This window comes from Kitasatospora sp. NPDC018619 (assembly GCF_044391605.1).
GTDB lineage: Bacteria > Actinomycetota > Actinomycetes > Streptomycetales > Streptomycetaceae > Kitasatospora.
Genome location: NZ_JBISAI010000002.1, coordinates 30164 through 48142, shown reverse-complemented (window position 1 = coordinate 48142; position 17979 = coordinate 30164). Strand labels below are relative to the sequence as shown.

Genomic DNA, 17979 nt, shown 5'->3' with positions numbered 1-17979 from the left:
GAGAGTGCGAACCGTGAGCGAATCCCCGCACGACGTCGACCGCGCGGCCGGGGCCCGCCTCCACCGGCTGTTCGCGGAGCAGGTGGCGCGCACGCCGGACGCGCCGGCCCTGATCCGGCGGGGCGAGCCGACCTCCTACCGCCGGCTCCTCGACGGGGCCCGCCGGATCGCCCGCCTCCTGCGGGAGCGCGGGATCGGCGCGGGGGCCCTCGTCGGGATCTGCCTGGAGCGCGAACCACGCACGGTCGCCGCGCTGTTCGGCGTCCTGGAGGCCGGCGCCGGCTACGTCCCGCTCGACCCCGACTACCCGGTCGAGCGCCTGCGGTACGTCCTGGAGCACAGCGGCGCCCCGACCCTGCTGACCCAGAGCGGCCTGCGCCCGCTCTTCCCCGGCTACCGGGGCGCGGTCGTCGACCTCGACGAGGTCCAGCCGTCCGTCGACGCCCTGCCCCCCGACGGGGCCCGGCCCCTCGACGCGGCGGGCAACGCCCCGGCCTACGTGGTCTACAGCTCCGGATCCACCGGCCGCCCCAAGGGGGTGCTGGTCGGCCACCGGTCCCTGGCCAACCACAGCTCCGCGGTGAACCGGCACTTCCGGTTCGGGCCGGGCGACCGGGTCCTCCAGTGCCGGCCGCTGAGCTTCGACGCCGCCGCCGAGGAGATCTTCCCGCCGCTGCTGCACGGCGCCGCCGTGGTCCTCGACGGCGACCCGCTGCGGCAGACCTTCCGCGGGCTCACCCGGCAGGTGGTCGACACCGGGGCGACCTTCATCAGCGTCCCGACCGCCTTCTGGCACGGCTGGGTGCGCGAGGAGGACTGCCTGGTCCGGCTGGCCTCCGAGTCCTCGCTACGGCTCGTGGTGGTGGCGGGGGAACAGGCCTCCCGCCAGGCCCTGCTGACCTGGCGCAGGCACGTCGGCGAGCGGATCCGCTGGTGCAACGTCTACGGCCCGACCGAGGCGACCATCACCTCGACCGTCTTCGAGCCGGGGCCCGGCTGGGACCGGGCCCCGTCCCCGTCCGTGCCCATCGGCCGCCCCGTCGAGAACGTCCGCTGCCACGTCCTCGGCGACGACCTGGCCCCCGTGCCGGCGGGCACGGTCGGCGAACTGTACCTGGGCGGCGAGGGCCTGGCCCTCGGCTACCTCGGCGCGCCCGCGATGACGGCCGAGCGCTTCGTGGCGGACCCGTTCTCCGCGGCCCCGGGGCGGCGCCTGTACCGCACCGGGGACCTGGCCCGGCAGGACGCCGACGGCTGCCTCGAGTTCGTCGGCCGCCGGGACCACCAGGTGAAGGTCCGCGGCTACCGGGTCGAGCTGGGCGAGATCGAGGCGGTTGCCCGCGAGCACCCCGCCGTCCGGGCGTGCGCCGTGCTCCTGGACGGCGGCGACCGGGACGACCCGTCCCTGGCCCTGTACGCCGTCGTGGACGAGCGGCGCGGCCCGTCGGCCGGGGAGCTGCTCGGCCACCTGCGCGGGCGGCTGCCGTGGTACATGGTCCCCCGCGACGTCCGGTTCCTCGCCCGGATGCCGCTGACCCCCAACGGGAAGACCGACCGCACCGCCCTGCGGTCCCTGGCGGCGGACGCCGTGGCCGGCGCCCCGCACGTCGCTCCGCGCACCCCCGTCGAGGCGGCGCTGGCGGCCGTCTGGGCGGAGCTCCTCGACCGGCGGGACGTCAGCGTGGACGCCGACTTCTTCCAGCTGGGCGGCCACTCCCTGCTCGCCGCCGGCCTGATCTCCCGGATCCGCGCGGAGTTCGGCGTCAGCGTCCCGGTCCGCGTGCTGTTCGAGTCCCCCACCGTCGCCGGCCTCGCCGCGGCCGTGTCCCACGCCCTCGACACCCGGAGGCACCGATGACCGTCGACCTGTCGGATCCGCTCCTCTACCGGGACTCGGACCCGGAACCGGTGTGGGCGCGGCTGCGCGCCGAACACCCCGTGTACCGCAACGAGCGGGCCAACGGCGAGCACTTCTGGGCGGTGATGACCCACCGCCTCTGCACCGACGTGCTCACGGACCCCCGGGTGTTCAGCTCCGAGAACGGCATGCGGCTGGACTCCGACCCGAGGGTCCTGGCCGCGGCGGCCGGGAAGATGCTCAACGTCACCGACCCTCCCCGGCACGACAGGATCCGCAAGGTGATCAGCGCGGCCTTCACCCCCGCCATGGTCGACCGGCTGGAGGCCGGCATGCGCCGGACGGCCGCCCGGGCCGTCGAGGACGCCGTCGCCGAGGGCGGGTGCGAGTTCACCCGCGTCGCGCAGAAGCTGCCGGTCTCGGTCATCTGCGACCTGCTCGGAGTGCCCGAGGCCGACCGGGACTTCATGGTCGAGCGGACGCGCTTCGCCTGGAGCTCCACCGCGCTCGACGCGGCGGAGGAGGCGAGGAAGGTCCAGGCCCACACCGAGATCCTCTGCTACTTCCAGGAGTTGGCCGAGGAGCGGCGCGAGAAGCCGCAGGACGACCTGATGAGCGCCCTGGTGTGCGGCGAGATCGACGGGGTGCCGCTGACCGGGGAGGAGGTCTTCTACAACTGCGACGCCCTGGTCTCCGGCGGGAACGAGACCACCCGGCACGCCACCGTGGGCGGCCTGCTGGCGCTCGCCCGCGCCCCGGAGCAGTGGCGCAGGCTCCGGGAGGACCCGAGCCTGATGCCCTCCGCCGTCCAGGAGATCGTGCGCTACACCTCGCCGGTGATGCACGCCCTGCGCACCGCCACCCGGGACGTGGAACTCGGCGGCCGGCCCGTCCGCGCCGGCGACCACGTGGTGGCCTGGCTCCCGTCGGCCAACCGCGACGGGGAGGTCTTCGCCGACCCGGAGCGCTTCGACGTCGGGCGCTCCCCCAACCGCCACCTGGGCTTCGTCGTGGGCAACCACTACTGCATCGGCTCCGCCCTCGCCAGGCTCGAACTGACCGTGATGTTCCAGGAGATCACCCGGCGGGTCCGGACGGTGGAGGTCACCGGCCCGGTCCGCCGGCTGCGCTCCAACCTGCTCTGGGGGTTCGACTCGCTCCCGGTGGCCTTCCACCCGGACCGGGGGAGCCGGTGACCGGGCCCCGCACGGTGCCGCGGGACGGCCTGCTCCCCGACGCCCGGCGCACCGTGGAGCGCTACGAACGGGCGCACGGCATCCGCTTCCGCCACCTGCTGCGGTTCGACCCGCCCGCCCTGGCGTCCCTGCACGGCCCGGGCGAGCTGCCGGGGAGCGTGCGCGTCGCCTCCGCCGGGCGCCCCGAGGTGGTCGAGCGGATGGCCGTCGTCACGGAGGTCGCCAACCTCCCCGAGCAGCGGCAGGCGCACCGCCGCCGCTACCTGCGCGCCCTGCTCGACGTCTACGGCCTGCTGCCGGTACGGGTGGCGGACGCCGCGGCCGAGCCGGGGGCCGTCGTCCTCGCCCCGGAGCGCGAGGGGCGGATCCTGGCCGAACGGCTCGGCGTGCTGCCCCACCCCCGGGGCTGGACGCCGCAGGCCAAGCGGATGCCCGCGGCCGGCGGCCTGCTCGTCGGCCTCGACGACCGGCTCCCGGCCCGCAGCGACCGGCTGGTGATCGTCGACGGCGTGGTGGCCAGCGGGGTGACCCTCATGGCGGCGGTGCACCTGGCGGCCCGGCCGGGCGCCGTCGTCGACGTCTTCACCTGCCACGCGACCGCGGCGGGGGCACGCGCGCTGACCCGGTACGCGCGGCAGCGGGAGGTGTCGCTGACGCTCCACGTCGGCCATGTGTCGGGTGTCCTCGACGAGAGCTTCCACTCGGTGGATCCGGGCGACCGGGGGACGCTGCTCCTGGGCGACATCGGCGACACCATCAGCCCGGTCGCCCGGGAGGCCTGAGCGGCGTCCCGGAGGGCTCCGACGGGGTCCCGACCCGCCGGAGCCGCGGCCCCGACCCCGCCCCCCTTGGCGCGAACGGCCTTCCGGCGGCGGCGGATTGGTCGGGCCGGGCTTTCACATCGCGGGCGGCGGCCTGCCAGACTGGTACCGAGGGCGGGTCAGGGGCGGACGGCCACGGCGGCGAGGCAGGACGCCTCGACGTCGCTGACCGGCAGGCTGCCCGGCTCGGGGCGCCAGCGGGGAGTGGAGGTGATGCCGGGGTCGAGGATGTCCCAGCCGGTGAAGAACCGGGCGAACTCGTCGGCGGGGCGGGCGCGGACCGGGTTGCCGTTCTCGCGGTAGACCCGCTCGATGCGGGCCGCGTCCCGAGGGGCGTAGTCCGGGGTGAAGTGGCTGATCACCAGGGCGGATCCGCGGCTCGGCAGCGCGTTCCGGAGCGTCTCGGCGATCTCGTGGGCGCCCTCCGGGACGAAGTGGAGCAGGGCGACGAGGCTCAGGGCGACCGGCCGGGTGAAGTCGAGCACGCCGGTGGCGCGGACCGCCTCCAGGAGCGCGTCGGGCTCCCGCACGTCGGCCTGGACGTAGGCGGTGCGCCCCTCGGGGGTGCTGCGCAGGAGGGCCTGGGCGTGGGTGAGGACGATGGGGTCGTTGTCGGCGTAGACGACCCTGGCCCGCGGGTCGACGCCCTGGGCGATCTCGTGGAGGTTGGGCGAGGTCGGGATGCCGGTGCCGATGTCCAGGAACTGGGTGACGCCGCTGCGGGCGAGCGCCCGGGTGGCGCGGTGCATGAAGGCCCGGTTGGCCCGGGCCGCGGCGCGGGCCTGGGGGAAGACGGCGAGGGCGTGGCCGGCGGCCTCCCGGTCGGCCGGGAAGTTGGTCGTGCCGTCGAGGAAGTAGTCGTAGATCCGCGCCGAGTGCGGGCGGTGGATGGCGAGGTTGACCTCGGCGCCCGACGGAGTGGCGGTGTCGTCGTGCTGCTCTGCTGCCATGCGGTGTCCCCCTGCGTCGGCGTCGTGTGGTGCCCGCGGAACGGCGCGCCACGACCCCTGGCGCGGTGTGGCGCAACCCTGGCGCGGGCCACCGTTCACCATGCCCACGCCGACTCACGGGCAACCCTGGCGGGTGCGGTCGCCAACACGACTATTTTTGATCAGATATGACAGCCAATTAACCTGACGAGACGTCATAGCGCAGGTAATACAAACCTTTGTGTGATGGCCTTCACATCCGGCATTTCCGAACGATTGGATGTCCGTACGGAGGACGGCCGTTCTCCGTACGGCTCCACCGTTCCCGGCCCCCGGGTCGGCCGCACGTCGTCCGCGAGGCCGACGAGGAGGATCATTGTGACCAGTGACGACGAGCTGGCCGCCCTGCGCCCCGCTCATCAGCTGTCCTACGAGGCGTTCTGCGACAGCCACGAGGAGGCCTGGCGCGGAGTGGCCCGGGCCCGGCTGCACGACGAGGAGCTCGTCGAACGGGCGATCCGCAGCACCCGCCGGGAACTGGCGCGGGACTGGCTCGGCATCCTGAGCGGGCCCGACATCGAGGCCCACGCCTGGAGGGTCGCCAAGCGCTGCATCGCCGACCGGGAGCTGGGCGCCCGCCAGGCCCCGCCCGCGGAGGTCGTCCCGGCCTGGATCCTCGCCATCCGGCGCGCCCACGCCCTGGCCCGCATCAGCCTGGAGAACCTGGACAACGACCACGAGGAGCTCTACAAGGCGATCCAGCGCCTGCCGGAGCGCCAGTACGACATGATCGTGCTCCACTACATGCTCGACATCGACTACCGGACGATCGCCCGGTACCTCGACATCACCGAGACCAACGCCCGCACCGCCACCAGCCAGGGACTGGCCAAGCTCCGCCGCTTCCTCGGCAACGACACCACCACGGGGGACATGAAGTGACACGGGGACACGACCGCCGGGCAGCCGCCCCCCGGAACCGGCACCTCGGGTACGACGACGGACCCGACCGGCCGGCCAAGCTGCCCGACGGCGTGTCCGGTCCCGACCTGCGCCGCCTGGTACGCGCCCGCTCCCCGCTGGGCGCCGAGCACCTCCAGGCCCGCCACGAGCTCGACCTCGCCGCGACCCTGATCATCGCCCAGCCGGAGGCCGCCGAATCCCTCCAGGCCCTCACCAACAGCCGGCGCCGCATCCACCCGGGCGGCGCGCTCGTCCTGGCCGCCCTGCTCCACCTCGCCGGCCACGACGACGGCTGCCAGTTCTGGCTCCAGTTCGCCGCCGGTGCCGGCAGCACCACCGCCGCCAGCTGCCTGTCGTTCCTGCACGCCAGCCGCGGCGAGTTCCGCGACGCCGACCACTGGCGCAACGAGGCGGACCGGCTCGCCGACGACCCCGGCGGCGCGGCCGCGCCGGCCACCCCCTGGCCCGGCCGGCCGCTGCCGCCCGCCGTGTGGGCCGACACCCTCGCCGCCTGCCACGACGGCCTGACCCTGCGCCTGCCCCCGCGCGTGGCCGCCGTCGTCCACCAGCTGCCGGTCGCCGCCGACGACGAGGACCACGGCGAGGTCCCCCAGCCCTCCCCCACCCTCCTGGACGACCTCGCCCATGCCTCCGGCCACGCCGGGCGCCGCTGAGCCGCGCCGCCCCGCAGTCCCGCCCCCGTCCCCGCCCCCGTCCCGCGGGCGCCGCGCCGCGCCGCTCAGAGCGTGCGGCGCACGCCCGCCTGCCGCTCCAGGTTGCGCAGCTGCACCCCGAGGTCTCCCTCGACGGCGGTCCGGGCGGGGCCGCTGCGGCCGATCGGCAGGACCTCCTCGCTGCGCATGTCCTCCAGCATCAGGGCGAACGCCGCGTACATCGCGACGACCGCCACCACCAGGCCGAGCACCCCGGAGGTGCGGGTCAGCCACTCGGCGCCGGTGAGGCCGGACAGCGCGGTGGCCGCCCAGCGCGGCAGCGAGACGGCCAGCACGAGCCACAGCGCCCGCTTGGGCCTGGTCACCGCGGTCATCAGCGCCCCGAAGACCAGGAACGTCAGGTTGAGCACCCCGAGGGCCTTCAGCCCGTCGGCCGCGCCGGTGACCATCACCAGCCCGTAGGCCAGCCAGCTGCCGGCGAACACGCCCATCAGCGTCGCGGCGATCACGTCCCGGGCGCCGAAGGCCAGGATGCTCACCAGGAACTGGAGGGCGAAGGCGGGCAGCACGCACAGGGCGACGGCGGCCCTGGCCCCGGACCCGAGGACGCCGAGCTGGAGGCAGCCCGTCATCACCGAGGCGATCGCCACGGTGAAGAAGCCCAGCGGCATGGGCGAGGCGATGGGCCGCAGGTTGATCCGGGTCATCGCCCGGAGGTCCGGCTCGAACCGGCGGGCCGGAGGGGCCTGAGGCCCCTCGGCGGGAGTGGTGGTGGTCATCGGGTGGTTCGCCTTCCGCTGGGTGGTCGCGGCCCGACCGGGCCACCCGAGGAAACCTAGGCAGCGCGCCGCGCGCGGCGTACACCCCAGCGCATGACCGGTGGTCCGGCAGCGCACACCGCGCCCGGCCGCGCGGCCGGCCGTCGGACCCGGCGATCTAAGATGCCTGAACCACTGGTACGGGCCCAAACCTCCGCACCGGTGGCCCAGGCCGTGTCCGATGCGGTGACGCCGAGACGAGGGAGCACCCGTGCCCAGCCAGCGGTCCATCAACGAGGCGGAGCGGCTCGTCCAGGCGAAGCTCGGCGGCATCGCGATCCGTCGGGAGCGGATGGCCGCGGTGGCCAACATCTACCGGGCCGCCTCCGCCGTCCGCCAGCACCTGGAGAACTCGGTGCTGCGCGGCTCGGACCTGACCTGGACGGCCTTCGTGGTGCTCTGGGTGGTGTGGGTCTGGGGCGAGTCCGAGACCCGGCACGTGGCCGAGGAGGCCGGGATCTCCAAGGGCACGCTGACCGGGGTGTCCCGCACCCTGGAATCGCGCGGCCTGCTGCGGCGCGCCGACCACCCCACCGACGGACGGCTGGTGCTGCTCGCGCTCACCGAGGAGGGCGAGGCCTTCATGCGCGAGGTGTTCCCCGCGTTCAACGAGGAGGAGTCCTTCGTCACCGGGCGGCTGAGCGACGCGGAGTGCGTCACCCTCGCCGACGGGCTGCGGCGCGTGGTGCTCCAGGTCGAGGAGGCGGGCGAGGAGCGGCGCCGCTCGCTGCTGAACGGTGCGGAGCCGGCCCCGCGCCGCAGCGGCCGGCGCGCCCGCGGCTGAGGTCACCGCGCGGCCCGCACCAGGGCGTCGAAGAGGCGCTGCTGGGCCGGGTCCTCGTGGGCGGTGTCCTCGGGGTGCCACTGCACGGCGGCGAACCAGCCGTCGTGCCCGGGGAGTTCGACGGCCTCGACGGTCCCGTCGGCGGCCCGGGCGGTGACGGCCAGGCCCCGCCCGAGCCGGTCCACCCGCTGGTGGTGGTAGCAGGACGCCTCGACCCGCCCGGCGCCGGTGGTCCGGGCCAGGGCGGAGCCGGCCGCGAGCGGGACGGCGTGCCGCAGGTGGCGGTGGTCGCGGCCGGGGCCGCCCATGTCCTGGTGCAGGGTGCCGCCCAGCACCGTGTTGACCACCTGGAGCCCGCGGCAGACGGCGAGCAGCGGCAGCTTGCGCGCCAGGGCCCGCCGGGCGAGCTCCAGGTCGAACGCGTCCTGCTCCTCGTCCACGTCGTAGACGGCCTCGTGGGCGTCGGCCGCCCCGTAGCGGTGCGGCGCGAGGTCGCCGCCGCCGGGCAGCAGCAGCGCGTCGAAGCGGGAGAGCCGCGCGGCGGTCTCGGCCGGGTCGGCCGTGCCGCCGGGGGCGTGCGGGTGCAGGGCGACGGGCTCGCCGCCCGCCCGCCAGAGCGCCTCGACCAGCGCGCGGGCGTTCACCTCGGCGGCGTACCGCAGCGCCGAGGTGGTGGCCGCGAAGCGGGCCGGGACGGCGACGAGCGGACGGTGGGTCACAGGTGGATCCAGGTGGTCTTGAGCTCGGTGTACTTCTCCAGGGCGTGGACGGACTTGTCGCGGCCGTTGCCGGACTGCTTCATGCCGCCGAAGGGCACCGTGAGGTCGCCCTCCTCGTAGCAGTTGACCCAGACCGTGCCGGCCCGCAGGGCGCGGGAGACGGTGTGGGCGGTGGACAGGTCGGAGGTCCACAGGCCCGCCGCGAGGCCGTACTCGGTGGCGTTGGCGAGGGTGACGGCCTCGTCGAGGTCGTCGAAGGCGAGGACGGCGAGGACCGGACCGAAGACCTCCTCGCGGGCCAGCCGGCTGTCCGGGGCGACGCGGTCGAAGACCGTCGGTTCGAGGTAGCAGCCGCCGGTGTCGGCCAGGGTGCGCCCGCCGCCGGTGCGCAGCCGGGCGCCGTCGTCGACGGCGGCGCGGACGTGGCCGAGCACCCGTTCGAGGTGCCGTTCGCCGACCAGGGCGCCCATCTCGGTGGCGGGGTCGAGCGGGTCGCCGACCCGCAGGGCGCGGGCGCGGGCCACGACGGCCTCGGTGACCCGTTCGGCGACGGAGCGGTGCACCAGCAGCCGGGAGGGCGCGGTGCACATCTCGCCCTGGTTGAAGAAGATGCCCCAGGCGGCGGTGGCCGCGGCCCGCTCCAGGTCGGGGGCGTCGGGCAGGACGATGTTGGGCGACTTGCCGCCCAGCTCCAGCCAGACCCGCTTGAGGTTGGAGTCGGCGGCGTAGCGCAGGAAGTGGCGGCCGACGGCGGTGGAGCCGGTGAAGGCGAGGACGTCCACGCCGGGGTGGAGTCCGAGGGCCCGGCCGGCCACCGGTCCGTCGCCGGCCACGACGTTGAGCACGCCCGGCGGCAGCCCGGCCGCCAGGGCGATCCGCCCGAGCAGCAGGGCGGACAGCGGCGAGTTCTCCGAGGGCTTGAGGACGACGGTGCAGCCGGCGGCCAGCGCCGGGGCGACTTTCCAACCGGCCAGGGTGAGCGGGAAGTTCCAGGGGACGACGGCGCCGACGACCCCGGCGGGCTCCCGGGTGACGAGGGCGAGGGCGTCGGGCGCGGTGTGCGGTGACTCGTCGGTGAGCTTGTCGGCCAGCCCGCCGTACCAGCGGAAGGTGTTGACGACGGCCCGCAGTTCGATGTCGTGGGCGTCGGTGACCGGCTTGCCCGTCTCCAGGCTGACGGTGAGCGCCAGTTCGGCCCGCCGCTCCTCCAGCAGGTCGGCGAGGCGCAGCAGGACCCGCCCGCGCTCGGCCGGGGACAGCCGCGGCCAGGGGCCGTGGTCGAAGGCGCGGCGGGCGGCGGCGACGGCCGCGTCGACCTCGGCCGGGCCGGCGTCGGCGGCCTCGGCGAGCACCGTGCCGTCCCGGGGGGAGACCACGGGGAAGGAGCCGCCGCCGCCTTCGTCGGCGCCGTCGATGAGGTGGGTGACGGCTGGTTCGAGGGCCTCGGCCCGGCGGAGCCAGTCGTCGTGGGTGGCGGGGGTCATTGCGGTCCTCCAGACCACGGGGGCGGGCGGGGGGCGGCGCGGGCCCGGGGCCGGGCGCGCGCCCGGGGCGCGTCAGCCGGTGCGCCGGCGCCGGATGCGCTGGTTGGCGACGCCGAGCGCCATGACGGCCGGCACCGAGAGCACGAGCCACCAGGCGGTGCCCGCCTCGCCGCCGATCAGGGTGGTGAAGTTGGCCAGGATCAGCCAGACGGCGCCGGCGATGCCGAACGCGCCCAGCACGGGGGCGACCACGGTGTTCCACACCCGGGTGTCCAGCCGCCGGCGGCGGAAGAACACCACGACCGACACCGAGGTCAGCAGGTAGAGCAGCATCATCGCCAGGACGGCGAGCCCGCTGAACCAGGAGAACAGGGTGAGCACCGGGTCCGTGCCGGCCACTGCGAAGGGCGCGACCAGCAGGACGGCGACGGCGCTCTGCACCCGGCCGGCGGCCGCCGGGGCGTGCCGGCGGTTCAGCCGGCACAGCCGCGCGGGCACTTGGCGGTCGCGGCCGAGGCAGAACAGGTACCGGCTGGCGGAGTTGTGGAAGGTGAGGATGCCGGCGAACAGCGAGGTGGCCAGCAGGACGGGCAGGACGCCGCCGATCCAGCCGCCGAACAGCTCGGTGACCGGGGCGAAGACGAAGCCGGCCGAGTCCCCGGCGGCCAGCGCCGCCCGGGCGTCCCCCGGTGCCCTGGAGGCGCCGTGGGCCGAGATCAGCGTCCAGGTGGTGAGGGCGAAGAAGCCGGTGACCACGGTCACCGAGAGGTACGTCGCCCGCGGGACGGTCTTCCGGGGCTCCCTGGCCTCCTCACCGTAGATGGCGGTGGCCTCGAAGCCGAACATCGAGGCCAGCGCGAACATCACGGCGACGCCCGGGGCGCCCTGGAGGGCGGCCGACGGGGAGAAGCCGGCCGCCGCTCCGAGGCCCTCCGGCCCGCCGCCCTTCGCCAGGGTGACCAGCGCGAAGAGCAGCAGGACGGAGAACTCGGCGAGCACGAACGCGGCCAGCACCCGGGCGCCCATCTCGATGCCGAGGGCGCCGAGGGCCTGCACCACGGCCATGGTCGCCAGCGTGTAGGCCCACCAGGGGAGGTGGAGCGGGGTGTGGCCGGCGACGAGCCCGCTGACGATCGAGCCGTACAGGCCGTACATCGCCGCCTGGATGACGCAGTAGGCGAACAGGGCGACGCTCGCGCTGCCGGCGCCCGCGGCCCGGCCGAGGCCGGCGCCGATGTAGGTGTAGAAGGCGCCGGCGTCGACCACGTGCCGGCCCATGGCGATGAACCCGACGGAGAAGAGCAGGATCACCGCACCGGCCACCACGTACGCGGCGGGGGTGCCGGAGCCGTTGCCGAGGGCGACGGAGATCGGGGCGGCGCCGGCGATGCCCGTCAGCGGGGCCTGGCCTGACAGGACGAAGAAGAGGATGCCCAGGACGCCCAGGGCGTCGGGTTTGAGCGTGGTCGCGGTGGGGGCGTCCCGCTCGGTCCGCTCGGAGGACGTCGTCCGACTGTCCACACGGATCACCTGCCAGTTCGGGGTGGGGGAGGTCGTTTAGGGTCAAACGAGTTGCCTCATCGTGGGCCGCGGCCATCCGTTTGACAAGGGGTCGGGAGGCGGGAGCCCCCGGTCGCCGGCGGCCGACCGTCGGTCAGTGGCCGTCCGTACGCGACCGCCCGTCAGTGGCCGTCCGTCAGCGGCCGTCCGGCTCCTCGGCCCGCCCGGCCAGCAGGCCCCTGAGCTCCGCCAGCGCCTCCTCGGTGACGGAGCGCTCGCCGAACACCAGCTGGTGCAGCACCAGGCCCTCCAGCGCGGCGAAGACCAGCCGGGCCATGCCGTGGCTCACCGGGCCGGGCAGGATCCGGCGCAGCTCCTCGCGGCTCGCCTCGAAGTACTCCTCGTAGAGGCCGCGCAGGTGCGGCAGCAGTTCGGGCCGGCGGCGGGCCTCCAGCAGCAGCTCGTACTGGAAGGCCTGCACCTCGGGGCCCGCGTCGACCATCTCCGCGAGTCCGGCGCCGAAGTCCGCCGCCGAACCGGTGCCCACGCCGAGCGCGCTGACGCTCAGCGAGGAGCGGATGGCGTGGGTCAGCGCCTCCTCGATCAGGGCGTCCCGCGAGCCGAAGTAGTGCACGACGAGCCCGTGGGTGACCCCGGCCTCCTGGGCCACGGCCCGGTAGGTGAGCTTGCGCAGCCCGCCCCGGGCCACCACGCGCACGGCGGCGTCCAGCAGGGCCGTGCGTCCCGTCCCGTAGTTCGTCACGCGCTTGCGGGGGCCGCGCTCGACGGTTGGCCTGGCGGGATCGGTCATGTGATCGACCCTACCGGGGCGGACCGCTCACCGCTTCGGCGGCCTGATCCCGCGGAACTCCCAGTCCCCGCCGAGGGCGGTGGACAGCACCTCCTCCGACTCGGTGGGCTGGGCGCCCACGTCGGCGCGGATCGCGGTCGGCCCGGCCACGACGCGGTTGGCGAGCCGGCCCAGGCCCTCCACCTCGACCTCGACGAGGTCTCCGGGCGCCACCGGCCGGGAGTTGGCCGGGGTGCCGGAGAGCAGCACGTCGCCGGGGTACAGGGTGATGGTGCGGGCGATGTCGGCGACGAGGTAGTGCATGTCCCAGGTCATCTCGTCGGTGGAGCCGTCCTGGACGACCTCGCCGTTGACGTACGTCCGCAGCCGCTTGCCGTGGAAGTCCCAGTCGGTGACCAGCCCCGGGCCGAGCGGGCACAGGGTGTCGGAGCCCTTGACCCGGAGCATGGAGCCGGCGTCGGTGTCCCGGAAGTCGTGCAGGCCGTAGTCGTTGGCCACGGTGTACCCGGCGATGTACTCCCCCGCCTCGGACGGGGGGACGTTGCGGGCGGTCCGGCCGATCACGACGGCCACCTCGCCCTCGTAGTTGAGCCACTTGCAGCCCTCGGGCCGGACGACCGCGCCGTTGTGGGAGTTGAGCGCCGAGGTCGGCTTGTGGAAGTAGGTGGGGGTGTCGGGCAGGGCGATCCGGAACTCCTCCACCCGGCTGCGGTGGTTGAGGTGGACGGCGATCACCTTCGAGGGGACGACGGGCGGCAGGTGGTGGGCGTCCTCGGCGGCGACGCGCCGGCCGTCGCCGGCGACCAGTTCCGCGCCGTCGCGCACGGTCTGGACGGCGGCGCCGTCGAGGAGGATGCGGCGGTACTCGGGCATGGCGGGGCCTTCCTGGACGGGGCGGTGGGGTCCTTGACGGGCTGGGGGCCTGGACGGCCTGGGGTTCCGGACGGGCCGCGGAGGGTGCTAGACGTGGCGGGGGCCGCCCGGGGCTGGCCGGCCGGCCCCCGTCCAGCCGTGCTCCGGGCGGTCGAACCAGAGGTGCGCCTGGCCGGTGCCGATCGCGTTCTCGTACTCGCCGTACTGGCGGGCGGTCGCGGTGCAGTCCCGCTCGCCGAGGGCGCCGGCCATCATCAGGTAGTGGGCGAACCCGGCCTCCGGCCGGAACCGCCGGAACTCGTCCATGGTGTCGAGCACCCGGTCGTGGCGGCCCTCCTTGAACCAGGCGATCCGCTCCCGGTCGGCCGCGCGCGCCTCGGGGGTGAAGATGTGCGCCGGGTCGCCGGACTCGTGGTCGCGCAGCTCGCGCAGCGGCCAGAAGGTGTGGGACAGGGCGCCGGAGGCGATCAGCAGCACCCGGCGCCCCGGGGTGGCGGCGACGCCGTCGGCCAGGGCGCGGCCCAGCCGCAGGTGGTCCTCCGCGTCACCGGTCTGGCAGACGCCGACGGTCACCCAGCGCTTGTCCGGCAGGCCCTCGCCGAGGAACTTCCACAGGTTGACCGTGGCGTAGTAGATCGGCAGGTACGGGTCGTCGATCGGGGTGATCCAGGTGCCGTGCCGGCCGGCGAACGAGGCGACGTTGCCGGCGAGTTCGGGATCCCCGGGGAAGTCGTACGGCATCCGGCACATGCCGCGCGGCAGCTCCTCGGAGGTGAACAGCCCGGCCCGGCGCTGCTGGGCGGTGACCACGAACTCCACGGTGGTCGCCCAGTGGGAGTCCAGGACGACGACGGTGTCGTAGTCCGCGCGCTCGAAGACCTCCGCGCGCAGCTGCCGCAGGCCGGTGACGAGGGTGGTCTCCCGGCCCTCGTTCAGCCGCCGCCTGGTCTCCTCGGGCAGCACGATGGTGGGGACGTGGGCGAGCAGCCCGGCCCCGACGATCTCACCCACGGCCGTTCCACCCCCTCGGCGAGGTGACGGTGTTCTTCAGGTCGCAGTAGAAGTCGAAGCTCCAGGTGCCGCCCTCGCGGCCGACGCCCGAGTGGCGGGAGCCGCCGAACGGCGCCCGGAGGTCGCGCACGAAGAAGCAGTTGACCCAGACGGTGCCCGCGACCAGCCGCCCGGTGACGCGCCGGGCGCGCTCCCGGTCGCCGGTGGCGACGGTGGCCGCCAGGCCGAAGCGGGTGTCGTTGGCCAGCCGGACGGCCTCGTCCTCGTCGCGGAAGGTCTGGAGGGTCAGCACGGGCCCGAAGACCTCCTCCTGGACGATCTCCGCGTCCCGGGCGACGCCGGTGAGCAGGGTGGGCGCGTAGTACGGACCGTCCTCCCGGCGGTGGCCGCCGACCACGGCGCGGGCGCCGGCCTTGAGCGCCCGCTGCACGAAGCCGTCGATCCTCTCCAGCTGGCGGGGGTGGACGGTGGGGCCGATGTCCGTCGCCTCGTCCCGCGGGTCGCCCTGCACCAGGCGGGCGGCCCGCTCGACGAAGCGGCGGGTGAACTCCTCGGCGACGCCCTCCTCCACCAGCAGGCGGGTGGCGGCCAGGCAGACCTGCCCGGCGTTGTCGTACTGCTCCACGGCGAGCTCGACGGCGAGGTCCAGGTCGGCGTCGGCGAAGACGAGCAGCGGGGACTTGCCGCCCAGTTCGAGGCTGAGCGGGGTGAGGTGGGCGGCGGCCGAGGCGGCGATGCGCCGGGCGGTCGGCACGGACCCGGTGAAGCTGATCCGGCGCACGTCGGGGTGCCCGGTGAGGGTGTCGCCGATCTCGGAGCCGTACCCCTGCACGACGTTGAGGACCCCGGCCGGCAGCCCGGCCTCGGCGGCGACGTCCGCGAGCAGTGAGGCCGTCAGCGGCGACCACTCGGCGGGCTTGAGGACGACGCTGTTGCCGGCCGCCAGGGCCGGGGCGACCTTCCAGGTGGCCAGCATCAGCGGTGCGTTCCACGGGGTGATCAGCACGCAGGGGCCGGCCGGGTCCCAGCTGACGTGGTTGGTGTGGCCGCGGGTGTCGAAGTCCTCGTGGCCGAGGCCCAGCGACCAGTCGGCGAAGAAGCGGAAGTTGTGGGCGACCCTCGGCATCACCCCGCGCCGGTGCGAGCGCAGCAGGGCCCCGTTGTCGGCCGTCTCGACGGCGGCCAGCTCCTCCAGCCGGCGCTCCACGCCGTCGGCGATCGCGTGCAGGACGCGGGCGCGCTCCTCGCGCGGGGTGGCCGCCCAGCCGGGGAAGGCCGCCCCGGCGGCGGCGACCGCGGCGGCGGCCTCCGCCGCAGTGCCCCGGGCGATCTCGCCGAGGACTGCGCCGTCGATCGGCGAGACGTCGGTGAAGGTGTCGGCGGAGGCGACGCGTTCGCCGCCGATCCAGTGCCGGGTGTCGACGGCGACCCCGGCGGCGGTGGTGGTGGGTGCGCTCATGTCCTCAAGGCTCCTCGTGACGGCTGCGGGGCGGGTTCACTCGGCACCGGAGGTGTTCGACTCCAGCAGCCGGCCGCCGTCCCAGACCACGCCGACCTGCCGGTAGTAGGCGGCGATCGGCTCGCGCACCTCCAGCCGGGCCAGTTCCTCGGTGGGCGCCTCGAACAGCTCCAGTTCGGCCTCGCCGACCCAGGGCTGCCCGGCCTCGAAGGCGGCGGCGCCGGACTCGACCAGCTCGTCCAGGGCGAGGCCCCTGCCCTTCTCGATGGACGGCAGCCAGCGGTGGTGGGCCATCGGGTGGCCGTTGACGAAGCCGTTGCCGACGGACGGCTCGCGCAGCGTGACGACGGCCTGGGCCAGGCGCCGGTCCGCGGCCGCGAGGGTCGCGCCGAACCGGGCGCCGGCCTCGATCCGCGGGGCCGGCCCGTACGGGTGCGGCCGGGTCTGGTGGATGGAGCCGAGCTTCTTCGGATAGCCCTGGTGCAGCCCGCGGGCGACGGCGAAGTCCTTGTCGACCCAGATGTGGACGCAGCGGCTGTACGTCCGCCCCCGGTACGAGCAGCGGACTACGGCGAACGCCTCCTTGTACTGGGCGCGCACCGGGTCGAGCAGCTCCTGCCCGGAGGCGGAGCAGGACTGCCAGTCGGCCCAGATCAGCGCGACGGCGCCCGGGTCCTCCTCGGCGGGTTGCAGCGGCTCGGGCAGCAGTTCGCGCACCCGGGCCGGGTCGGTGCGGTACTCGACGGTGAGCAGGTCGCCGGAGTAGCGCCACGGCGGCGAGGGGATCAGCGAGGAGGCGCCGGTCGCCGTCTTGGGGTGGAAGTATCCACGGACACTGGCCACTTGGGGAGATCCTTACGGGGTGGGGGCGGGGTGCGGGAGGGCGGGCTGCCGGAGCAGTTCGGCGCGGTGGCGGACGGCGGCGGCCGCGGCGCGCCGGCCGCCGAGGGCGACGACGCCGACCAGCCGGCCGGCCCGGTGGTAGCCGACCAGCACGTCCCCGCCGAGGTCGCCGTCCAGGACGCGCACGTCCTCCCGGCCGAGGGCGGGGGCGCCGAAGGACTGCAGGCGGAAGTCGTGCTGGTCGCTCCAGAAGGCCGGCAGCGGCGCGAACGGCGCGAGGCCGTGGTCGGCGCCGGCGAGGTGGGCGGCGAGCACCCGGGCGGCGTGCCGGGCGCTGTCGGAGGGGATGGACCAGTGCTCGACGCGGCGTGGGACGCCGTCGTAGCGGGCGTTGGGGAAGCGGGCCACGTCCCCGACGGCGACCACGTCCGGGCGCCCGCCGGCCCGCAGGTGCCCGTCGGTGCGCACGCCGTCGGAGAGGTCCAGGCCGTTGCCGTCGAGCCACTCGGTGTTGGCCACCGAGCCGACCGACTCCACCACCACGTCCGCGGGCAGCACCCGGCCGTCCGCCAGGACGACCCCGGTGACCTCCGGCCCGCCCTCGAAACCGGTCACCCCGGTGCCGAGGGCGAAGCGCACGCCCCACCGCCGGTGGCGTTCGAGCAGGGCCCCGGCCAGCAGCTCACCGAGCGGGCCGACCATGGGCAGCGGCATCGGGTCGACCACGGTGACCTCGGCGGCACCGAGGGCCACCGCGGTGGCGGCCACCTCGCAGCCGATGAAGCCGGCGCCCACCACGACCACCCGTGCGCCCGGCACGGTCAGCGCCGCGCGCAGCCCCCGGGCGTCGGACTGCGTCCTGAGGGTGTGCCGTCCGGCCCGCGGGCCCGGGCAGTCGAGCCGCCGGGGCCGCATGCCGGTGGCGACCACGAGGGCGCGGTAGGGCAGCAGCTCGCCGCCGTCGAGCTCGACGGTCCGGGCGTCGAGGTCGGCCCGGCGGACGGCGGTGCCCAGGCGCCACCGGGCGTCGGAGAGGACGGCCCGGGGCCGGAGGGCGAGCGAGTCGAAGGACGCCGTGCCGGCCAGGGCCTCCTTGGACAGCGGGGGCCGGTTGTACGGCATGTGGGGCTCGTCCCCGACGAGGGTGATCGGCCCGTCCCAGCCGGCGGCGCGCAGCTGCTCGGCGGTGCGCAGGCCGGCCATCGAGGCACCGGCCACCACGACGGGTGCGGTCAC

17 protein-coding genes are annotated in these 17979 nt (G+C 75.2%); 6 read left to right on the top strand and 11 right to left on the bottom strand.

The window, feature by feature from the left end; all coding sequences use genetic code 11:
- Window positions 1–13: 13 nt before the first annotated feature.
- Genes ACH5AR_RS02840 through ACH5AR_RS02830 form a run of 3 tightly spaced genes read left to right on the top strand, consistent with a single transcriptional unit; the run spans window position 14 to window position 3836 of the window.
- On the top strand, window positions 14–1858 hold the full coding sequence (locus tag ACH5AR_RS02840) for an amino acid adenylation domain-containing protein (protein ID WP_396299590.1): 1845 nt from the start codon (window positions 14–16) through the stop codon (window positions 1856–1858).
- Window positions 1855–3054: a cytochrome P450 gene (locus ACH5AR_RS02835; RefSeq protein ID WP_396299589.1), complete on the top strand. Its 1200-nt coding sequence runs from the start codon at window positions 1855–1857 to the stop codon at window positions 3052–3054. Before ACH5AR_RS02840 ends, ACH5AR_RS02835 begins: the two co-directional genes overlap by 4 nt.
- The gene (locus tag ACH5AR_RS02830) at window positions 3051–3836 is read left to right on the top strand and encodes a hypothetical protein (RefSeq protein ID WP_396299588.1); all 786 of its coding nucleotides are present in this window, start codon (window positions 3051–3053) and stop codon (window positions 3834–3836) included. Before ACH5AR_RS02835 ends, ACH5AR_RS02830 begins: the two co-directional genes overlap by 4 nt.
- Window positions 3837–3994: 158 nt before the next feature.
- On the opposite strand, the gene ACH5AR_RS02825 is transcribed toward ACH5AR_RS02830, so the two are convergent.
- Window positions 3995–4825 carry an SAM-dependent methyltransferase gene (locus ACH5AR_RS02825; RefSeq protein ID WP_396299587.1) on the bottom strand — a complete coding sequence of 277 codons (831 nt, stop codon included), beginning with the start codon at window positions 4823–4825 and terminating at the stop codon, window positions 3995–3997.
- Window positions 4826–5182: 357 nt separating this feature from the next.
- Between ACH5AR_RS02825 and ACH5AR_RS02820 the strand changes: the two genes are divergently transcribed.
- Both ACH5AR_RS02820 and ACH5AR_RS02815 read left to right on the top strand, forming a co-directional pair.
- The gene (locus ACH5AR_RS02820) at window positions 5183–5746 is read left to right on the top strand and encodes an RNA polymerase sigma factor (protein ID WP_396299586.1); all 564 of its coding nucleotides are present in this window, start codon (window positions 5183–5185) and stop codon (window positions 5744–5746) included.
- A gap of 92 nt (window positions 5747–5838) precedes the next feature.
- Window positions 5839–6441 (top strand): hypothetical protein, encoded by a 603-nt coding sequence (locus ACH5AR_RS02815; RefSeq protein WP_396299585.1) that lies wholly within the window; start codon window positions 5839–5841, stop codon window positions 6439–6441.
- Window positions 6442–6506: 65 nt separating this feature from the next.
- Here the strand turns inward: ACH5AR_RS02815 and ACH5AR_RS02810 are convergent, their stop codons facing one another.
- A complete protein-coding gene (locus ACH5AR_RS02810; RefSeq protein WP_396299584.1) occupies window positions 6507–7220 on the bottom strand; it encodes a GPR1/FUN34/YaaH family transporter in 714 nt (237 codons plus the stop codon).
- A gap of 250 nt (window positions 7221–7470) precedes the next feature.
- Here ACH5AR_RS02810 and ACH5AR_RS02805 point away from each other — a divergent pair, with 250 nt between their 5' ends.
- On the top strand, window positions 7471–8043 hold the full coding sequence (locus ACH5AR_RS02805) for a MarR family winged helix-turn-helix transcriptional regulator (protein ID WP_396299583.1): 573 nt from the start codon (window positions 7471–7473) through the stop codon (window positions 8041–8043).
- A 2-nt stretch (window positions 8044–8045) separates the two neighbouring features.
- On the opposite strand, the gene ACH5AR_RS02800 is transcribed toward ACH5AR_RS02805, so the two are convergent.
- The 9 genes from ACH5AR_RS02800 to ACH5AR_RS02760 all read right to left on the bottom strand — a co-directional run bounded on the left by ACH5AR_RS02800 (window position 8046) and on the right by ACH5AR_RS02760 (window position 17979).
- A complete protein-coding gene (locus ACH5AR_RS02800; RefSeq protein ID WP_396299582.1) occupies window positions 8046–8762 on the bottom strand; it encodes a gamma-glutamyl-gamma-aminobutyrate hydrolase family protein in 717 nt (238 codons plus the stop codon).
- A complete protein-coding gene (locus tag ACH5AR_RS02795) occupies window positions 8759–10246 on the bottom strand; it encodes an aldehyde dehydrogenase (RefSeq protein ID WP_396299581.1) in 1488 nt (495 codons plus the stop codon). Before ACH5AR_RS02795 ends, ACH5AR_RS02800 begins: the two co-directional genes overlap by 4 nt.
- 72 nt (window positions 10247–10318) lie before the next feature.
- Window positions 10319–11767, bottom strand: coding sequence for an APC family permease (locus tag ACH5AR_RS02790; RefSeq protein WP_396299580.1), 1449 nt, complete (start codon window positions 11765–11767; stop codon window positions 10319–10321).
- 175 nt (window positions 11768–11942) lie between these two features.
- Entirely contained in the window at window positions 11943–12557 is a 615-nt protein-coding gene (locus ACH5AR_RS02785) for a TetR/AcrR family transcriptional regulator (RefSeq protein ID WP_396299579.1), read from the bottom strand.
- 27 nt (window positions 12558–12584) lie between these two features.
- Window positions 12585–13430 (bottom strand): fumarylacetoacetate hydrolase family protein, encoded by an 846-nt coding sequence (locus ACH5AR_RS02780; protein ID WP_396299578.1) that lies wholly within the window; start codon window positions 13428–13430, stop codon window positions 12585–12587.
- 87 nt (window positions 13431–13517) lie between these two features.
- Window positions 13518–14441 (bottom strand): 3,4-dihydroxyphenylacetate 2,3-dioxygenase, encoded by a 924-nt coding sequence (locus tag ACH5AR_RS02775; protein ID WP_396299577.1) that lies wholly within the window; start codon window positions 14439–14441, stop codon window positions 13518–13520.
- Window positions 14434–15900 carry an aldehyde dehydrogenase gene (locus tag ACH5AR_RS02770; protein ID WP_396299576.1) on the bottom strand — a complete coding sequence of 489 codons (1467 nt, stop codon included), beginning with the start codon at window positions 15898–15900 and terminating at the stop codon, window positions 14434–14436. Before ACH5AR_RS02770 ends, ACH5AR_RS02775 begins: the two co-directional genes overlap by 8 nt.
- A gap of 36 nt (window positions 15901–15936) precedes the next feature.
- Window positions 15937–16743 (bottom strand): acetoacetate decarboxylase family protein, encoded by an 807-nt coding sequence (locus tag ACH5AR_RS02765; protein ID WP_396299575.1) that lies wholly within the window; start codon window positions 16741–16743, stop codon window positions 15937–15939.
- 12 nt (window positions 16744–16755) lie between these two features.
- Complete coding sequence (locus tag ACH5AR_RS02760; protein ID WP_396299574.1) at window positions 16756–17979, bottom strand: NAD(P)/FAD-dependent oxidoreductase; 1224 nt, start codon at window positions 17977–17979, stop codon at window positions 16756–16758.